Origin of the sequence: Pseudomonas sp. FP1740, assembly GCF_030687165.1 — a bacterium.
Classification (GTDB): Bacteria; Pseudomonadota; Gammaproteobacteria; order Pseudomonadales; family Pseudomonadaceae; genus Aquipseudomonas.
Genome location: NZ_CP117461.1, coordinates 6609207 through 6624589, shown reverse-complemented (window position 1 = coordinate 6624589; position 15383 = coordinate 6609207). Strand labels below are relative to the sequence as shown.

13 protein-coding genes are annotated in these 15383 nt (G+C 60.3%); 5 read left to right on the top strand and 8 right to left on the bottom strand.

Translation table 11 applies throughout. The annotated features are described in order from the left end of the window. Positions 1-6: 6 nt before the first annotated feature. The 8 genes from PSH69_RS29885 to PSH69_RS29850 are packed head-to-tail and all read right to left on the bottom strand — an operon-like array spanning position 7 to position 9016. Positions 7-1137: a glycosyltransferase family 4 protein gene (locus tag PSH69_RS29885; protein ID WP_305410615.1), complete on the bottom strand. Its 1131-nt coding sequence runs from the start codon at positions 1135-1137 to the stop codon at positions 7-9. Then, complete coding sequence (locus PSH69_RS29880; RefSeq protein WP_305410614.1) at positions 1138-2268, bottom strand: glycosyltransferase family 1 protein; 1131 nt, start codon at positions 2266-2268, stop codon at positions 1138-1140. After that, positions 2252-3628: a glycosyltransferase family 1 protein gene (locus PSH69_RS29875; RefSeq protein WP_305410613.1), complete on the bottom strand. Its 1377-nt coding sequence runs from the start codon at positions 3626-3628 to the stop codon at positions 2252-2254. Before PSH69_RS29875 ends, PSH69_RS29880 begins: the two co-directional genes overlap by 17 nt. Then, a complete protein-coding gene (locus PSH69_RS29870) occupies positions 3625-4890 on the bottom strand; it encodes an ABC transporter ATP-binding protein (RefSeq protein WP_305410612.1) in 1266 nt (421 codons plus the stop codon). The genes PSH69_RS29875 and PSH69_RS29870 overlap by 4 nt, the downstream gene beginning before the upstream one ends. Continuing rightward, entirely contained in the window at positions 4890-5687 is a 798-nt protein-coding gene (locus PSH69_RS29865; protein WP_305410611.1) for an ABC transporter permease, read from the bottom strand. Before PSH69_RS29865 ends, PSH69_RS29870 begins: the two co-directional genes overlap by 1 nt. Further along, complete coding sequence (locus tag PSH69_RS29860) at positions 5688-7130, bottom strand: mannose-1-phosphate guanylyltransferase/mannose-6-phosphate isomerase (RefSeq protein ID WP_305410610.1); 1443 nt, start codon at positions 7128-7130, stop codon at positions 5688-5690. It abuts the gene before it with no gap. 3 nt (positions 7131-7133) lie between these two features. After that, complete coding sequence (gmd, locus tag PSH69_RS29855) at positions 7134-8105, bottom strand: GDP-mannose 4,6-dehydratase (RefSeq protein ID WP_305410609.1); 972 nt, start codon at positions 8103-8105, stop codon at positions 7134-7136. Then, positions 8102-9016 carry a GDP-mannose 4,6-dehydratase gene (locus PSH69_RS29850; RefSeq protein WP_305410608.1) on the bottom strand — a complete coding sequence of 305 codons (915 nt, stop codon included), beginning with the start codon at positions 9014-9016 and terminating at the stop codon, positions 8102-8104. Before PSH69_RS29850 ends, gmd begins: the two co-directional genes overlap by 4 nt. Positions 9017-9433: 417 nt before the next feature. On the opposite strand from PSH69_RS29850, the gene PSH69_RS29845 reads away from it, so the two are divergent. Genes PSH69_RS29845 through PSH69_RS29825 form a run of 5 tightly spaced genes read left to right on the top strand, consistent with a single transcriptional unit; the run spans position 9434 to position 15239 of the window. Further along, positions 9434-11068: a glycosyltransferase gene (locus PSH69_RS29845; protein WP_305410607.1), complete on the top strand. Its 1635-nt coding sequence runs from the start codon at positions 9434-9436 to the stop codon at positions 11066-11068. Beyond that, complete coding sequence (locus PSH69_RS29840; RefSeq protein WP_305410606.1) at positions 11062-12366, top strand: glycosyltransferase; 1305 nt, start codon at positions 11062-11064, stop codon at positions 12364-12366. The genes PSH69_RS29845 and PSH69_RS29840 overlap by 7 nt, the downstream gene beginning before the upstream one ends. After that, positions 12363-13259, top strand: coding sequence for a bifunctional 2-polyprenyl-6-hydroxyphenol methylase/3-demethylubiquinol 3-O-methyltransferase UbiG (locus tag PSH69_RS29835; protein ID WP_305410605.1), 897 nt, complete (start codon positions 12363-12365; stop codon positions 13257-13259). The genes PSH69_RS29840 and PSH69_RS29835 overlap by 4 nt, the downstream gene beginning before the upstream one ends. Continuing rightward, positions 13252-14406, top strand: coding sequence for an acyltransferase (locus PSH69_RS29830; protein ID WP_305410604.1), 1155 nt, complete (start codon positions 13252-13254; stop codon positions 14404-14406). The genes PSH69_RS29835 and PSH69_RS29830 overlap by 8 nt, the downstream gene beginning before the upstream one ends. Next, positions 14400-15239 (top strand): class I SAM-dependent methyltransferase, encoded by an 840-nt coding sequence (locus PSH69_RS29825; RefSeq protein WP_305410603.1) that lies wholly within the window; start codon positions 14400-14402, stop codon positions 15237-15239. The genes PSH69_RS29830 and PSH69_RS29825 overlap by 7 nt, the downstream gene beginning before the upstream one ends. The last annotated feature ends 144 nt before the right edge of the window (positions 15240-15383 follow it).

The following is a 15383-nucleotide window of genomic DNA, read 5'->3' as shown; positions in this document are numbered from 1 at the left end:
ATGGATTTAGGCGTAGGACAGGGATTTCTCTTCCAGCAGGTCCTGATACAGCTGCGTCCACTTGCGACCCATTTCATCAGCCGTGAACAACTGCCGATATCGGGCTTCAGCCTTAACCCCCATTTGCGCCGCAAGCGTCGGGTTTTCCCACAGGGTGCGCATGGCTTCACGAAATGCCTGTGGATGACTTGGTGGCACCACCAGCCCGGTTTCGTTGTGGATGTTGATGTAGCTGGTGCCGGTGCCAATTTCACTGGAGATCATCGGTTTGCCGTACATCGCGCCTTCGAGCAGCGAGATGCCGAACGCTTCGGAGCGCAGGTGCGATGGAAACACGATGGCGTAACTCAGTTGCAGCAGCGCGACTTTGTCTTCGTCCCCCAGACGCCCGAGGAAGTGGATATTGCGCAGACCCAGCGTCGCAGCCTGGGTGTGCAGTTCGGTTTCCAGCGGCCCCGCGCCGACGATGACCACCGGGTAATCCACGTCTTTCAAGGCATCGAGCAGGATGTGCAAGCCTTTGTAATAGCGCATCACGCCCACAAACAGGAAAAACTTATCCCCAAGCGTTTGCCGCCAACGGGCCATGCGTTCGCTGTCGGCCTGTGGATAACCGGCCTTGTTCAGGCCATAGGGGATAACCCGGGTCTTGTCCTGAAACTGCTGCAACACATCACTGGTGTGCAGGTAGTTGGGGGACGCGGCGACGATCCGGTCAGCACTGGCGAGAAAGCGGTTCATCAGTGGCCGGTAAAGTTTGAGCAGGTGTTTCTGGCGAATGATGTCCGAGTGGTAGGTCACCACGCTTGGCTTGTTCATGCTGCTGAGGAAATGCACCACGTCCATGAACGGCCACGGGAAGTGGTAATTGACCACGTCCGCCTCGGCGGCCATTTCACGAAACTGCTTGAAGACGCTGTAAGAAAAACCCGTGGAGGCAAACTGAATGTCGAGTTTGGCCCGATGGACCTCGTGCTGCCCCAACTGCACCATGGGCGGCGTCGGATCGGCACTGAGGGTCAGCACCTGGCCTTCAATGCCATGCTGGGCGCCGCTTTCGCATAACTGGAAGATCACTTGTTCGATGCCGCCGACCGAGTCAGGCAGGTACGTCTTGAAGAAATGAAGAACTCGCATTCAACCTCCCATGGCCTGACGGTAGGCGCGGGCGGTGACCTTCGCGCAACGCTCCCAGGAAAAAATCCTTGCCTGCTGCAGCCCGGCGTCCGAGCATGCCTGCCAATGCGCTTGATCGTCGATCAGACGGCGCATCGCATCGCGCAAGCCGTCTGGATCGTCAGGTTCTATATAGTTACCCGCTACGCCTGCGACCTCGGGCATGGCCGAGCGTCGGGTCAGGATCACCGGCGTGCCGCTGGCCATGGCCTCCAGCACGGGTAGGCCGAAGCCTTCGTAGAGCGACGGAAAAATCAGCGCCCGAGCACCGGCCAGCAGTTGTGCGACCTGTTCGTCGGGCAGATAACCGAGCAAACACACATGACCGCTGGCCAATGCCTGATGCAGCTCCTCGTTGAATTGCTCGCGCTGCCAACCGGCCATGCCGACGATCAGCAGCGGAAAGCGTTGACGCAATGCTTCCGGCAGTTGGGCATGGGCGCGCAGGGCCAGAGTGAGGTTTTTGCGTGGCTCCAGGGTGCCGACGCAAAGGAAGTATTCCCGCGCCTCGACCCCATGGGCCTTGAGTACTGCGTCGATGGCCTCGGGTTCACGTGGGTGGAAACGTGCCGCCACGCCCAGCGGTGCGACCACAAAACGCTCCGCCGGCAGAGCGAACCAGGCTTGAGCTTCGTCGGCGATGTACTGCGAATCGGTAAGAATCAGCCGCGCCTGTTGCACGCCCTCGGCCAGTCGCCGCTCGATTTCTCGCAGGCGTGCCGGTGGTTGCGTCTCGGGGTAGTGCAGGTGTGTCAGGTCATGCAGGGTGATGACCGTCGGGCCGTCGAACGACAGCGGCCATAGACTGGGTTCGTGATAAAGGTCGATTGCCCGGGAGCGGCCCTGATCGAAACGTTTCTGCGCCAGCCAGCGTCGTGCCTGATACGCACCGGGTATCTGCCGCAGCAATGGCGTCAGTCGTGAGTAGCCCGGCAGGGCCGCATCGGGTAGTGAAGAACTCCAGCCCCAGCCATGGAACAGTGACAACTCGACGTCCGGTTCTCTGGCCAGGGCGCTTGCCAGCTCGGCGACGTAATGGCCGATGCCGGTGCGCGGGGCCTGGAGGATGCGGGCGTTAAGGGCAATTCGCATGTTGACTCTCAGGCACCGGCTCCGGGCTGTTCAGGTTGTGCTCGATCCGTTGCACCAATTGCGCACTTGCCTCGCGCCAGCTCAGCCAGCGCCATTGCTCAAGGCTCAGCGGCGCCGGAAACACGCCAGAGCGTTCCGTGTCGGTCACCAGGTTGGCCAGGCTCTGTGGGTCCGCCAGGTCAAAATACGCCATGTAGTCGCCACCGATTTCCCGGAAGACCGGAATATCGCTGCCCATCGCCGGTAAACCGCGCTGCATGGCTTCCACCAACGGCAGCCCGAACCCTTCTACGTAGGATGGGAACACCAGCGCGGTGGCGTGGGAGTAGGCGTGTTCAAGGCTCCTGTCCGAGAGCGTATTGAACATGAACAAACGCTGGTTCAGCTCGGGATGCTGTCGGATGCGTTCTATCAGCGCGTCACACTTCCAGCCAATCTTCCCGGCAATGCATAACCTGGCCTTGGACCCAGCAGCCCAGGCGCGCTCGAAGGCGTCGAGCAGGTACCCATGGTTTTTGCGTGGTTCGATGGTGCTGACCATCAGGAACACTGGCTCCGGCGTCTTGAACATCTGCAACAAGCCTCGATCGACCTCGGATCGGGGATCGCTCAAGTCCAGTTCGGAACCGAGGTGGAAATAGTCGAACCAGCGTTGCTGGACCTGTTGCGGACCGATCCGGCGCAGCATTTCCTGACGCACCTGATCGCGGATGGTGGTGGAGATCGCCACATAACCGTCGGCCGTGCGGGCGATCCAGTCGAACCAGTCGTTGAACACCGTGACCAGCCCGGCGTCGCAAAATTGCGGGTGGGTCAGCGGGATCAGGTCGTAAATCACCGAAACGATGCCGACCCCGTCACGCTTGAGTTGCTCGGCCAAGGGGAAAAAGTTGGCGTGCCAGGACGAATCGAGCAAAACCAGCTGATCGCCGGCCCGATGCTGCAACGGCACGCAGCGTTCGGGGATTTGCTTACCCTTGAGTGCCCGATCAAGCAGGCGCATTGGCAGGCTGAAGCAGGCAAATGCACCAAGGCGACAACCGACATACAGCACCCGCCGGGCGAAATGCGACTGGCTGAAGGGGCGACGCCGTTCCAGTGTACGGTGACGCAGCCAGAACGTATTGGCCCACTGTTCCAGCTTCACGCGCAGGCTTATCAGATCGAGTGTCGATGACTTCAACGGCGCGAGGCTCTTCACTTGATAGAGGCTGCCATTGATCATTACTACCGGGATGCACTCGCGTTTTGCGTCGGCCGTGGGCAGTTGTTGAATGACGTTGCGTACGACGCGTTGAATGCCCGAGTTGGCGTTTGGATGTTCGAAGACGTAGGTGCATTCCACCAACAATCGGCTCATCGGGACACTTCCGGGTCAGCCGTTTGCATACTCTTTTCGCTGGAGCGGGTGATGGTGGTCTGCGCCTCCAGCCATGAGCAACCGACGAAGTCTTCCTGGCGATTGTTGATCACATGGAAGACCAGGCCGTAGTCGCGCCATTCGAAATTGCGATCCAGGTGCGAGTCCAGGCGCGACAGGCTCAAGGCGACCGAATAATTGCCTTTGCCCAGGCGCATGTCGAAGGCGAAGCGGAAGGTGACACGCTCGCCGGCACTCAGATCGGTGACGGGTTTGTCCAGGCGATGGGTGTTGATGCCATAAATCGCCTGGCCCAGACGATCTTTGATCATGAAGCCCAGAATCAGTCGTTCGATGTCCTTACGGACTTCGGTCTGTACTTCCAGCACCATCGGCTGGCCAACCTCCGCCACTTCGACGCAGCGCCCCTGCGCGTCGAGCAGGCGCACGCTGAGAATCCCGGCTTCACCGGTACCGGAAATGGTTTGCACCTGACCGTTGACGAGCATCTCCTGGCGCACCGTCTGGCCTTCGCGCTGGGCGAGCATGGCGTTGTAGTAGTCCATGACCTCTTCGGGTTTGCCACGCATGGCCATGCGCCCGCCTTCCAGCAGAATGGCGGTGTCGCAGATCGACTGAATGGCCGAGCGGTCATGGGAGACGATCAGCAGGGTAGTGCCGGCCGTGCGGAAGTTGCGGATGCGATCGAAGCTTTTGTGCTGGAAATAGGCGTCGCCCACCGACAGGGCTTCGTCGACGATCAGAATGTCCGGGCGCCGCGCGGTGGCGACGCTGAACGCCAGGCGCATCTGCATGCCGCTGGAGTAGGTGCGCACCGGGTGATCGATGGCGTCGCCGATTTCGGCAAAGCTTTCGATTTCCGGCATCAATGCTTCGATTTCTTCGACCTGCATGCCCAGCAACTGGCCGGCCATAAAGGCGTTCTGCCGTCCGGTAAAGTCCGGGTGAAAACCCATGCCCAGTTCGAGCAACGCGGCCACTCGACCTTCCAGTTGAATCTGTCCGCAGGTTGGCTGGGTGGTGCCGGTGATCATCTTCAGCAGTGTGCTTTTGCCCGCGCCATTGACGCCGACGATGCCTACGGCTTCACCGGGTTTGATCTCAAAATCGACACCTTGCAGGATCCAGTGCAGGTGGTGGTGGGTTCCGGAAAACGGTACCAGCCATTCGAACAGCCGGCTCCAGCGATTCGGATACTGTTTGTAGGCCTTGCCCAGGCCACTGACGCGTATATGTCCCATCAGAGCTCGTCCACCATTTCACCGACACGCTGACGGAACAGCCGCAGCGCCATGACGCAGAACAACAGCCCGATCACCATCAACGGGATCAGTGAGTTCCAGTCCGGCCATTGGTTGTAGAGGAAGACATTCTGGTAGCTGTTCATCAGGGCGGTCATCGGGTTGAGCCCGATCAGGTGCTGGATGCCCGGCGGCAGGATCGAGATCGGATAAACGATCGGCGTCAGCCAGAACCAGAATTGCAGGCAGATGCCGAACAACTGCCCGACATCACGAAAGAACACGTTGAGAATGCCGAGGATCATCCCCAGGCCGGCGGCGAAGATCACTTGCAGGATCAGTAGCGGCACCAGCGCCAGCAAGGCCATGCCGGGCAACCTCCCGCTGATCAGCAGGAAACCGAAGAACAGCCCCAGAATGATTGCGAAGTTGATGCCGGCATTGAGCAGGGCGATCACCGGCAGGCAGATGCGCGGGAAGCTGATTTTCTTCAGCAGGTTGGCATTCTCCAGAAACATGCTCTGGCTGCGTGTGGTGATTTCCGAAAACAGGCCCCAGGTCAGCAGGCCGGCGCACAGGTAAACGCTGTAGGCCAGGCCATCGTCCACGCCCGGCAAGCGGGCGCGCATGATCTGGGAAAAGATCACCGTGTACACGACGATCATCGACAGCGGGTTGAGCACGGTCCACAGGGCGCCGAACAGTGAATTGCGATAACGCGCCTGAAACTCTCGCTTGACGCTACCGAGGATGAATCCGCGGTAATTGCGCAGCGAGCGGTACAGATTAAGCAGCATTCAAACCGTCCTGCCGTATTGGTCTTCGAAGCGGACGATATCGTCCTCCCCAAGGTATTCGCCGCTTTGCACTTCAATGATCACCAAGTCGATCACGCCGGGGTTTTCCAGGCGGTGCTTGTGCCCGGCGGCAATGAACGTCGATTCGTTCTTGGCCACCAGGTGCGTACCGGAGCCGTTGTTGGTGACCTTGGCCATGCCTTCGACCACCACCCAGTGTTCATTGCGGTGATGGTGCATCTGCAGCGACAACTTGGCGCCGGGTTTGACCACGATGCGTTTGATCTTGAAGCGCGGGCCTTCCTCGAGCACGGTATAGGTGCCCCAGGGGCGGCTGACCGTACGGTGCAGGCGATAGGCTTCGTGCTTTTCGTCTTTGAGCTGCCGGGCCACCCGGCGTACGTCCTGGGCGCGGTCGGCATGGGCGACCAGCACTGCATCGGCGGTGTCGATGATGATCAGGTTATCCACACCCACTGCCGCGACCAGCCGGTCTTCGCTCTGGACGAAGTTGTCGTGGCTGTCGATGAAGATCGCATCGCCGCTGGCGCGATTGTTCTGTGCGTCGGCCGGCACCAATGCCGCCACGGCACCCCAGGAACCGATGTCGCTCCAGTCGAAACCGGCCGGCACCACGACCACTTTGTCAGAGTGTTCCATCAAGGCGTAGTCGATGGAGATGTCGGTGATCTCGGCGAAATGCATGGGCGACAGTTCCTGCTGCAGGCTACCGCCGGTTTCCACCGGTGCACTGGCCGCCATGCAGGCACGCGCCTGTTCAAGCAGCCGGGGTGCATGAAGGTGCAACTCGGCCAGCAGCGTGGCCACCGAGAAGCAGAACATCCCCGAATTCCACAGGAAGTTACCGCTCTCCAGATAATGCGTGGCGGTTTGCAGGTCGGGCTTTTCGACGAAGCGCTGCACCTTGGCCGCGCCTTTATCGTCCAGCGGCGCACCGGTTTCGATGTAGCCGAAACCGGTTTCCGGGGCTGTCGGCACGACACCGAAGGTCACCAGATGACCGGTCTTGGCCAGCGCCACGGCGTGCTCGACCGCGCTCTTCAAGGCGTCTTCGTTGAGAATCAGATGGTCGGCAGGCATCACCACCATGATCGCTTCATCGCCGTGCAGGGCTTGTAGCGAAAGGGCGGCCGCCGCGATGGCCGGGGCTGTATTGCGGCCCATCGGCTCGAGTAGAAAATGCCCGCGATGGCGCTCCAGGCGCGCACCCTGATAGTGATCCTTGCTCTGGAAGTAGTAGTCGCGGTTGGTCACCGTGACGATGTCGCCCCAGCCATCGAGCAAACCGGCCGCACGCCGATAGGTCTTGCCCAGCAGCGACTGGCCGTCGGGTAAAGCCATGAACGGCTTGGGATGACCTTCACGAGACACCGGCCACAAACGGGTCCCGGCACCGCCGGAGAGAATCACGGGAATCAGCATGGCCTACTCCTTGGCAACGCGTTTCACGTCCGCATCCATCATCATGCGGATCAAGGTGTCCAGATCGGTTTTCGGTTTCCACCCCAGCACGCGTTGGGCCTTGGCCGGGTTGCCAAGCAGCACCTCTACCTCGGCCGGGCGGAAGAACGCCGGGTCGATCTTCACGTAGTCACGGTAGTTGAGGCCGATGTGATCGAAAGCGATCCGGCACATTTCGCGCACGGTGGTGGTCACGCCGGTGGCGACCACGTAATCGTCAGGCTTGTCCTGTTGCAGCATCAGCCACATGGCTTCGACGTAGTCGCCGGCGAACCCCCAATCACGCTTCGCGTCGATGTTGCCCAGGCGCAGTTCCTGCTGTTTGCCCTGTTTGATACGGGCGGCAGCGTCGGTGACCTTACGGGTCACGAACTCGATGCCGCGCAGCGGTGATTCGTGGTTGAACAGGATCCCGCTGCTGGCATGCAGGTTGAAGCTTTCGCGGTAGTTGACGGTGATCCAGTGGCCATAGAGCTTGGCCACGCCGTAAGGGCTGCGCGGATAAAACGGCGTGTTTTCATCCTGTTGCTCGGCCTGAATCAAGCCGAACATTTCGCTGGTGGAGGCTTGATAGAAGCGGGTGTGCGGACTGAACTGGCGGATCGCTTCGAGCAGATGGGTTACGCCCAGGCCGTCGACGATGCCGGTGGTCACCGGTTGATCCCAGGAGGCGGCGACAAAGCTTTGCGCGGCCAGGTTATAGACCTCGTCCGGTGCCGACTTGATCACTGCACGCTGCACCGAACAGGCATCGGCCATATCGCCGTCCAGATAGACGATATCGCCCTCGATCCCCGTCTCGCGCAAACGCCAACGCGAATCGCTGCTGCGTCGCGCCACCAGGCCGTGGACCTTGTAGCCCTTGTCGAGCAACAGTTTGGCCAGGTACGCACCGTCCTGGCCGGTGATCCCTGTGATCAGTGCACTTTTTGTCATTGTTCTTTTACTCGCTTCTCCCAGTCGGACAGGATCGCCCGCAGGGATTGTTGTGTTGTGATTTCAGGCGTCCATCCAGTGGTCTGTGCAAGCTTGGCGTAGCTGCCGCAAACGCGACGCTGATCCGCACGACGAAGACGCGTTGGATCCTGAATCAGTTGCATATCGATCTGGGCGAGATCCCCCAGTTGTTCGATCAAACTGCGAATGCTTTGCTCGCGCCCCGAGCAAATGTTGTAGACCTGCCCCGGAGTGCCTTTTGCCAGCAACGCCAGGTAGGCCGACACCACATCACCTACATCGAGGAAATCACGAGTGACATCGATGTCACCGACTTCCAGTTGCGCCGCTTGCAGGCCTTGCTTGATCCGGCAGATCTGCCGCGCAGCACTGGCGAGGACGAAGCTGTCCTTCTGCCCGGTACCGATGTGGTTGAACGGACGGGCCACCAGCACTGGCCAGTTCTCGCTCAGGCCCCATTGCAGGCTCAGGAATTCCGCCGACAGTTTGCTCACGGCATAAGGATTGCGCGGGCAGGGTGGCTGGAGTTCGGTGATGGGCAGATCGGTTTCATTGACCTGGCCATAGACATCACCGGAGCTGACGTACAGGAAGGTACCGTTGAAGCCACGGGCCTTGAGGGCTTGAAGCAGGTTGAGAGTGCCTAGCAGGTTGATATTCAGCGTGCGCGCCGGATCACGGAAGGCTTCGGGGACGAAGGTCTGGCCGGCCAGATGAATGACCGCGTCAGGCATTTCTGGCCACAAGCTTTCAAGGCTTTCTGGCTGTTCGAGATCGTACCGGGAAGGGGCAGGCAGCAGCTCCCATTCCGAGGCATCAGCCTTCAGTCGCGATTGGATGTGTTGTCCTACGAATCCACTCAGACCCGTTACGAACAGACGCTTTTTCAAGCCGTGGTCCTCAATTCTAAACTTCTGCCATTTCCCACAGGATTGTCCGACAAAACCGGGAAACTTCTAGGAAAGTGGACAGGCGAAGTCGTTGTTGTAGTTGTTTGGTCGCCAATCTGTGCCAATTGCGCAGCAATTTCAACAGGTCCCAGCGTGACCGGTCAGTTCTCGTTTTTGCAGGCCTGTTTATTCTCGCCAGACGGTTCACGAACCCTTGATGGATGTGTTTAGAATGCCCCTCGTCACGATTATCCAGCGTTCGCCCGGGTTGTTCCGAGAACCCGCGAAGCTGACCATTAAAACAAGAACGTAGACGGGCAGAAGACGATGGACGACGACCGGCAAACGCCGACTCGATCCGTGCCTTTGCCGTCATAGAGTGGGGCTGCCGGGATGGCGGTTTCATCGTGGGATGCCATGAATTTCATTCTTTACTCGGACGTCAACGACAGCTCCATCAGCCAGAGCCTCGGTCGTCCCGAATACAGCTACTACTTCGTACTCAAGGCTTATCGACCGGTGCTCGAAAGCTTGGGGCGGGTGCATGTGGTGTCGTCGGCCGCCGAAGTCGATCCGCTGTATCGACAGTTGCAACAGGCGGGTCAGGAAAGCCTGTTCCTCTCGTTCTCGCCACCGCATAAAACCCCAACCGACTTGCAATGCCCGATGGTGTGCGTCGTTGCCTGGGAATTTGACTCGATCCCGGCCGAGCACTGGGACAACGATCCGCGGCATGACTGGAGCCAGACCCTGGCACGTCATGGTCAGGTGATTACCTTGTCCAGCCACACCGCCCAGGCCATCCGTCGCACCCTGGGTGAAGACTTCCCGGTGCTGGTGCTGCCCACGCCGTTGTGGGAACGCTTCGCTGATGTGCGTCAGCAGTTTGCAAGTACGCCGGTGAACCCGGGCACCACGTTGCAGATCAAGGGCTGCATCATCGACAGCCGTTCCCTGGGTTTGTCGGCCGATGGTTTGATCGCGCCGTTACTCAACGAGCAGGAGCTGGAAACCCATAACCTGAGCGTCGAAGCGCCTGAGCCAGAACCCGTAGCGCCACCTCCGCTGACCTTGCGGCGGCGTGGGTTCATTACCAAACATTACCTGCGCGAAGGCTACAGAGCCCTGGCGACCAACACTGAGCACCGGCCGCTGTTTTTGCTCAAGCACAACCTGCTGATGTGGTATCGCGAAGCCGTTCGTGATCTGGTGCCCAATGCCGTCCGCCCGCAGCTGGCCCGGTTTCGCTCGCCACCGCCGTTGCCGGAACCATCGCCGCTCTCGACAACCGAGAGCGAAGCGCTGGCGTCGGTCGAGCACCCGCAAGCCTGTCTGCCCGATACCCGCGAACGGGTCGAAATCGAGATCAGCGGCGTGGTGTACGTGAGCGTGTTCAACCCCGACGACGGCCGCAAGAACTGGCACCATCTGATCACGGCGTTCTGCTGGGCCCTGCGTGACGCCGAAGACGCCACGCTGGTGGTGAAGATGACTCAGAACGACCTCTCGACCTATTACGTCGAAATGATCACCTTGCTGTCGCAGCTTTCGCCCTTCGCCTGCCGAGTTGTGGTCATGCACGGCTATCTGCAGGACGAGGAGTTCGCCAGGCTTTACGGCGCGGCGAGTTTCTACGTCAACGCGTCCCGCTGCGAAGGTTTGTGCCTGCCATTGATGGAGTTCATGGCCTGCGCCCGACCAGTCATTGCGCCGAACCACACGGCGATGCGCGACTATATCGATGAGCGGGTGGCATTCGTCGTCAAGTCCAGCCATGAGCCGACGATCTGGCCACAAGACGCACGCATCCTCTATCGCACCCTGCGCCATCGACCAGACTGGGGATCGTTGAAAGCCGCCTATGAGGACAGCTACGCCATGGCCAAAAACCGCCCGCAGGCTTATCGGGCCATGGCCACGGCCGCAAATGAGCGCATGCGCGATTACTGCAGCTTTGAACCGGTGCAGCGGCGCCTGGCGCAATTTCTCGGGAAGGCGCCGAGCAGCGGAACCATGCCGCAGGCAGCTGAGGCGGGGACTGCATCATGCTGATCATCATTCATTCGGAAACCAACAAGAGCAATATCCAGCAGAACCTGGGGCGGCCCGAGTACAGCTACTACTTTGTCCTCAAGGAGTTCCGCCCGGTGCTGGAGCGACTGGGCCAAGTCATTGAAGTCAGCAACCCTGACGAGCTGGTCGATCGCTTGTATTTCGACTGCTTGAGTCGTGGCGAGGACTGCATATTCCTGTCGTTCTCGCCGCCGCACCGCACATCGGTTCATTACGCGTGCCCGACCATCCCGGTGTTCGCCTGGGAGTTCAGTACCATCCCCACCGAAAGCTGGCAGGGCGAACCCCGTCATGACTGGCGAGTGGTATTGGGCGCGTCCGGCAGGGCGATTACCCACTCGAGCTTCACGGTAAAAGCGGTGCGCGACGTGATGGGTGCCGATTATCCGATCTGTGCCATTCCTGCGCCGGTGTGGGACCGCTTTGCCGCACGCGGCGAGCACCTGACCAAGCGCCCGGTGGTGGAACCGGTGTGGCTGAACCTGCGTGGCCTGTTGATCGATAGCCGCACTACGGATTTGCGTCCCTATGGACCGCCAGCGTTGCGCGAAGGGACACCGATCTCGCTCGTCGGGCCGCCGCGCGATTGCCAGTTGCAGCTTGAAGGCGTGGTCTACACCTCGGTGTTCAACCCCTACGACGGGCGCAAGAACTGGCAGGACATGATCAGCGCGTTCTGCACCACATTCCGCGACACCCCCGATGCAACCCTGGTGTTGAAACTCACGCACCATGACATCGCGAACGCGCTGAACGACATGCTGCACCATCTCTACAAGAACCAGTCTTACCAGTGCCGGATCGTGCTGATCCACGGCTATCTGGCCGACGTCGATTACGAAGGGTTGGTTCAGGCCACCAGTTACGTGGTTAACAGTTCATTTGGCGAGGGGCAGTGCCTGCCGCTGATGGAGTTCATGTCCTGCGGTAAACCGGCGATCGCGCCGCTGAACACGGCAATGGCCGACTATGTCGACAGCGACAATTCATTCATCGTCCATTCCACTGACGAGCTGACGGCCTGGCCCCACGATCCCCGGGCGGCCTATCGCACGCTGCGTTACGTGACGGATTGGGATTCGTTGTGTACGGCTTATCGCGCCAGCTATGACGTGGCGAAAACCGATGTTGAACGCTACGCAAGGATGTCGGCCCATGCGGTCCGTAGCCTGGAGCGGTTCTGCAGCCAGGCCAGCACCGAACAGCGTCTGCTGACGTTTTTCGAACAACGGTTACAACGTGCCGGGACGTTACCCGTGGAAGCCTCGGGCGCATGATCCGGCGCTTGCTCGCACGACTGTGGCCGGCATCGCTGCCGGAGCCAGCACCGCTGCCTGCGCCGGTCGACAGCGTATCGCCGCGGGATGTCGGCTTGCACGACGCCATACTCGACGGCTGGTTTTCCGGTGACAGCGGTGAATTGCTCAAGGGCTTTGCAATTGCGGCGGATGACACCTTGCTGGATGTCGGTTGCGGTGAGGGCGTTGCGACGCTGTTTGCGGTGCGTCAGGGCGCCTCGGTGATTTTTACCGACAGTGAACACGACAAGGTTTGTGACCTGGCCCGGCAAGTGGACGCACAAACGAGCAAGCCGAGCCTGGGGCTGGTCAGCAACAGCCTGCCGTTGCCGCTGGCCGATGGTTGCGCGAGCAAAGTCGTGTGCATGGAAGTGCTCGAACACATCGATCAGCCCGAACCGTTCATGGCCGAGCTGGTGCGCATGGGCCGCCCGGGGGCGCAGTATCTGCTCAGTGTGCCGGCGCCGGTGGGCGAGCATTTGCAGCAAGGCATCGCCCCGGCCAGCTATTTCCAGTCGCCCAATCACGTGCAGATTTTTACCCCGGAACGCTTCGCCGCGCTGGTGGAGGACGCCGGTCTGGTGATCGAACATCGACAGGCCAGCGGGTTTTTCTGGGTGATGGGCATGATCTTCTTCTGGGCCAGCGAGCGCGCGGCCGGGCGTGACCTGGGCGGCGCGGTGCGTGACCGGATTCAGGCGCCGTATCCGCCGCTGATGGAGAGCTGGGCGAGAACCTGGCAAGACCTGTTGGCGCGACCTGACGGCCTGGCGATCAAGCAGTTGCTCGATCAGTTCATGCCCAAGAGCCAGGTGATCATTGCGCGCAAACCGCTGACGACCGACTCAAAGCCGGGACTGCGCCATGAGTAGTCGTCGGATTCTCGACATCGAGTTGTTGCGCGGAGTCGCCGTGCTCGGCGTGCTGGTGCATCACTTGCAAAGCATGCCGTTTCCGGGAGGGCTGCCGGGCTTCGAGTCGGGCTCGGAATACGGGCAATTCTGGTGGGGCGTGGACCTGTTTTTCGTGATCTCGGGGTTTGTGATCGCCCGTGGCTTGATTCCACTGTTGCGCGGATGCCAGACACCGCAGGCGTTCTGGCGGGAAACCCGTGACTTCTGGATTCGCCGGGCCTTCCGTCTGTTGCCGTCCGCCTGGTTGTGGCTGTTGCTGATGTTGTCGGGTGTGTTGTTGTTCAACCATTCGGGCGCCTTTGGCACGGTGCAGGCCAATTTACAGGCGACGCTGGCGGGCTTTCTGCAGTTTGCCAATTTCCGTTTCGCCGAAAGCTTCATGCACTTCGAATACGGCACCAGTTTCGTTTATTGGAGCCTGTCCCTTGAAGAACAGTTCTACCTGTTGCTGCCACTACTGATCCTCGTCTGTCGCAAACGGTTGGTGTGGGTGTTGCTGGCCTTGGTTGCCGTGCAGTTGTTTACCTGGCGCTCGGCCTTGTTGATGAGCATCAGGACCGACGCCCTCGCACTGGGCGTGTTGCTGGCGATGTGGAGCTCAAGGCCGAGCTATCTGGTTTGGGAACCGCGGTTGTTGAGCCGCCGTTGGGCCGGCCTGTTGATGCTGATCGGTGTGGCGGCGGTGTTGAGCGTGATGGCGAGTCCACCGTTCAATCTGGCAAGTTACCGGATAGGAGTGCTTGCCTTGCTGTGCGCGGTTCTGGTGTGGATCGCTTCCTACAATCGCGATTACCTGCTGCCCAAGGGCAAGCTCAAACAATTACTGGTGTGGTTGGGCGCCCGGTCCTATGGCATCTACCTGATCCACATCCCGGCGTTTTTTGCCGTGCGCGAAGGCTGGTTTCGTTTCGCGCCCGGCGGTTCGCAGGACGTGGCCATGCAGCCGGTACTGGCGCTGTTTTGCGCTCTGAGCCTGATCGTGTTGCTGAGTGAGCTCAACTACCGATTCATCGAGCTACCCATGCGCAACCAGGGTGCCCGTCTGGTGCAACGCTTGCGTGCGTCCCGATCAGCTCTTCCATCCTCTGGAGTCACCTCATGCTGAGCCTTTTGAAAAAACTCACGGCGGGCACGCCTGCTGCCGCGCAGCCGCAAACGCCAGTACCCTCGGTCTCGGACAAGGTCGACCCGTACTTGCTTGGCCTGCAAGACGCGATGCTCAGTGGCTGGTTTAACCAGCAAACCGGCGAGCTGTTCACTGGTTTCCCGGTCAGCCCCGAGGACACGCTGCTGGACGTGGGCTGCGGTGACGGTGGCAACGTGCATTATTGCGGCATGCGCGGGGCGAAGATCATCATCGCCGACATCGACGCCGCCAAGGTCGAAGCGACTCGTCAGCGCCTGAGCGATACGCCGGCGCGGGGCGTCGAGTGTCACGTTACGGACTGCAACCCGCTGCCGATTGCCGATGCGACGGCGACCCGGGTGGTGTCCACCGAAGTCATCGAACACGTGGATGATCCGGCGCAGTTTCTGGCCGAGCTGGTACGGGTCGGCAAGCCTGGGGCGCTGTATTTGCTCAGTGTTCCGCACCCGAGTTCCGAAGACCTGCAAAAGGACATCGCCGCGCCGCAGTACTTCCAGAAGCCCAACCACATTCGCATCATCAGCGAAGAGCAGTTCAAGGCGATGGTCAGCGACGCTGGCCTGGAAGTCGTCAGTCACAGCCAGCACGGCTTCTATTGGTCGATGTGGATGCTGTTGTTCTGGGAAGCCAAAGTCGATCTCAGCAACGGCGACCATCCGCTGCTCAATCATTGGGCCGACACCTGGCAAGCCGTTCTGTCTTCGCCACGGGGCGCACAGATCAAACAGGCGCTGGACGCGGTGGTGGCGAAAAGTCAGGTGATCATTGCCCGCAAGCCGATAGCTGAGTAGGCTGCCGGGAATTCATAACCGATCAATTGTGGCGAGGGCGCTTGCTCCCGCTGAGCTGCGAAGCGGCCCCTTCATATCATCAGACACACCACATGGCTGCATTTTGCGACTGCTGCGCAGTCGAGCGGGAGCAAGCGCCCTCGC

Coding starts and splice junctions, on each gene's coding strand:
- PSH69_RS29865 (WP_305410611.1), bottom strand. CDS start 5,687: ATGCTGCTTAATCTGTACCGCTCGCTGCGCAATTACCGCGGATTCATC.
- PSH69_RS29870 (WP_305410612.1), bottom strand. CDS start 4,890: ATGGGACATATACGCGTCAGTGGCCTGGGCAAGGCCTACAAACAGTAT.
- PSH69_RS29880 (WP_305410614.1), bottom strand. CDS start 2,268: ATGCGAATTGCCCTTAACGCCCGCATCCTCCAGGCCCCGCGCACCGGC.
- PSH69_RS29835 (WP_305410605.1), top strand. CDS start 12,363: ATGATCCGGCGCTTGCTCGCACGACTGTGGCCGGCATCGCTGCCGGAG.
- PSH69_RS29875 (WP_305410613.1), bottom strand. CDS start 3,628: ATGAGCCGATTGTTGGTGGAATGCACCTACGTCTTCGAACATCCAAAC.
- gmd (WP_305410609.1), bottom strand. CDS start 8,105: ATGACAAAAAGTGCACTGATCACAGGGATCACCGGCCAGGACGGTGCG.
- PSH69_RS29830 (WP_305410604.1), top strand. CDS start 13,252: ATGAGTAGTCGTCGGATTCTCGACATCGAGTTGTTGCGCGGAGTCGCC.
- PSH69_RS29845 (WP_305410607.1), top strand. CDS start 9,434: ATGAATTTCATTCTTTACTCGGACGTCAACGACAGCTCCATCAGCCAG.
- PSH69_RS29825 (WP_305410603.1), top strand. CDS start 14,400: ATGCTGAGCCTTTTGAAAAAACTCACGGCGGGCACGCCTGCTGCCGCG.
- PSH69_RS29840 (WP_305410606.1), top strand. CDS start 11,062: ATGCTGATCATCATTCATTCGGAAACCAACAAGAGCAATATCCAGCAG.
- PSH69_RS29860 (WP_305410610.1), bottom strand. CDS start 7,130: ATGCTGATTCCCGTGATTCTCTCCGGCGGTGCCGGGACCCGTTTGTGG.
- PSH69_RS29885 (WP_305410615.1), bottom strand. CDS start 1,137: ATGCGAGTTCTTCATTTCTTCAAGACGTACCTGCCTGACTCGGTCGGC.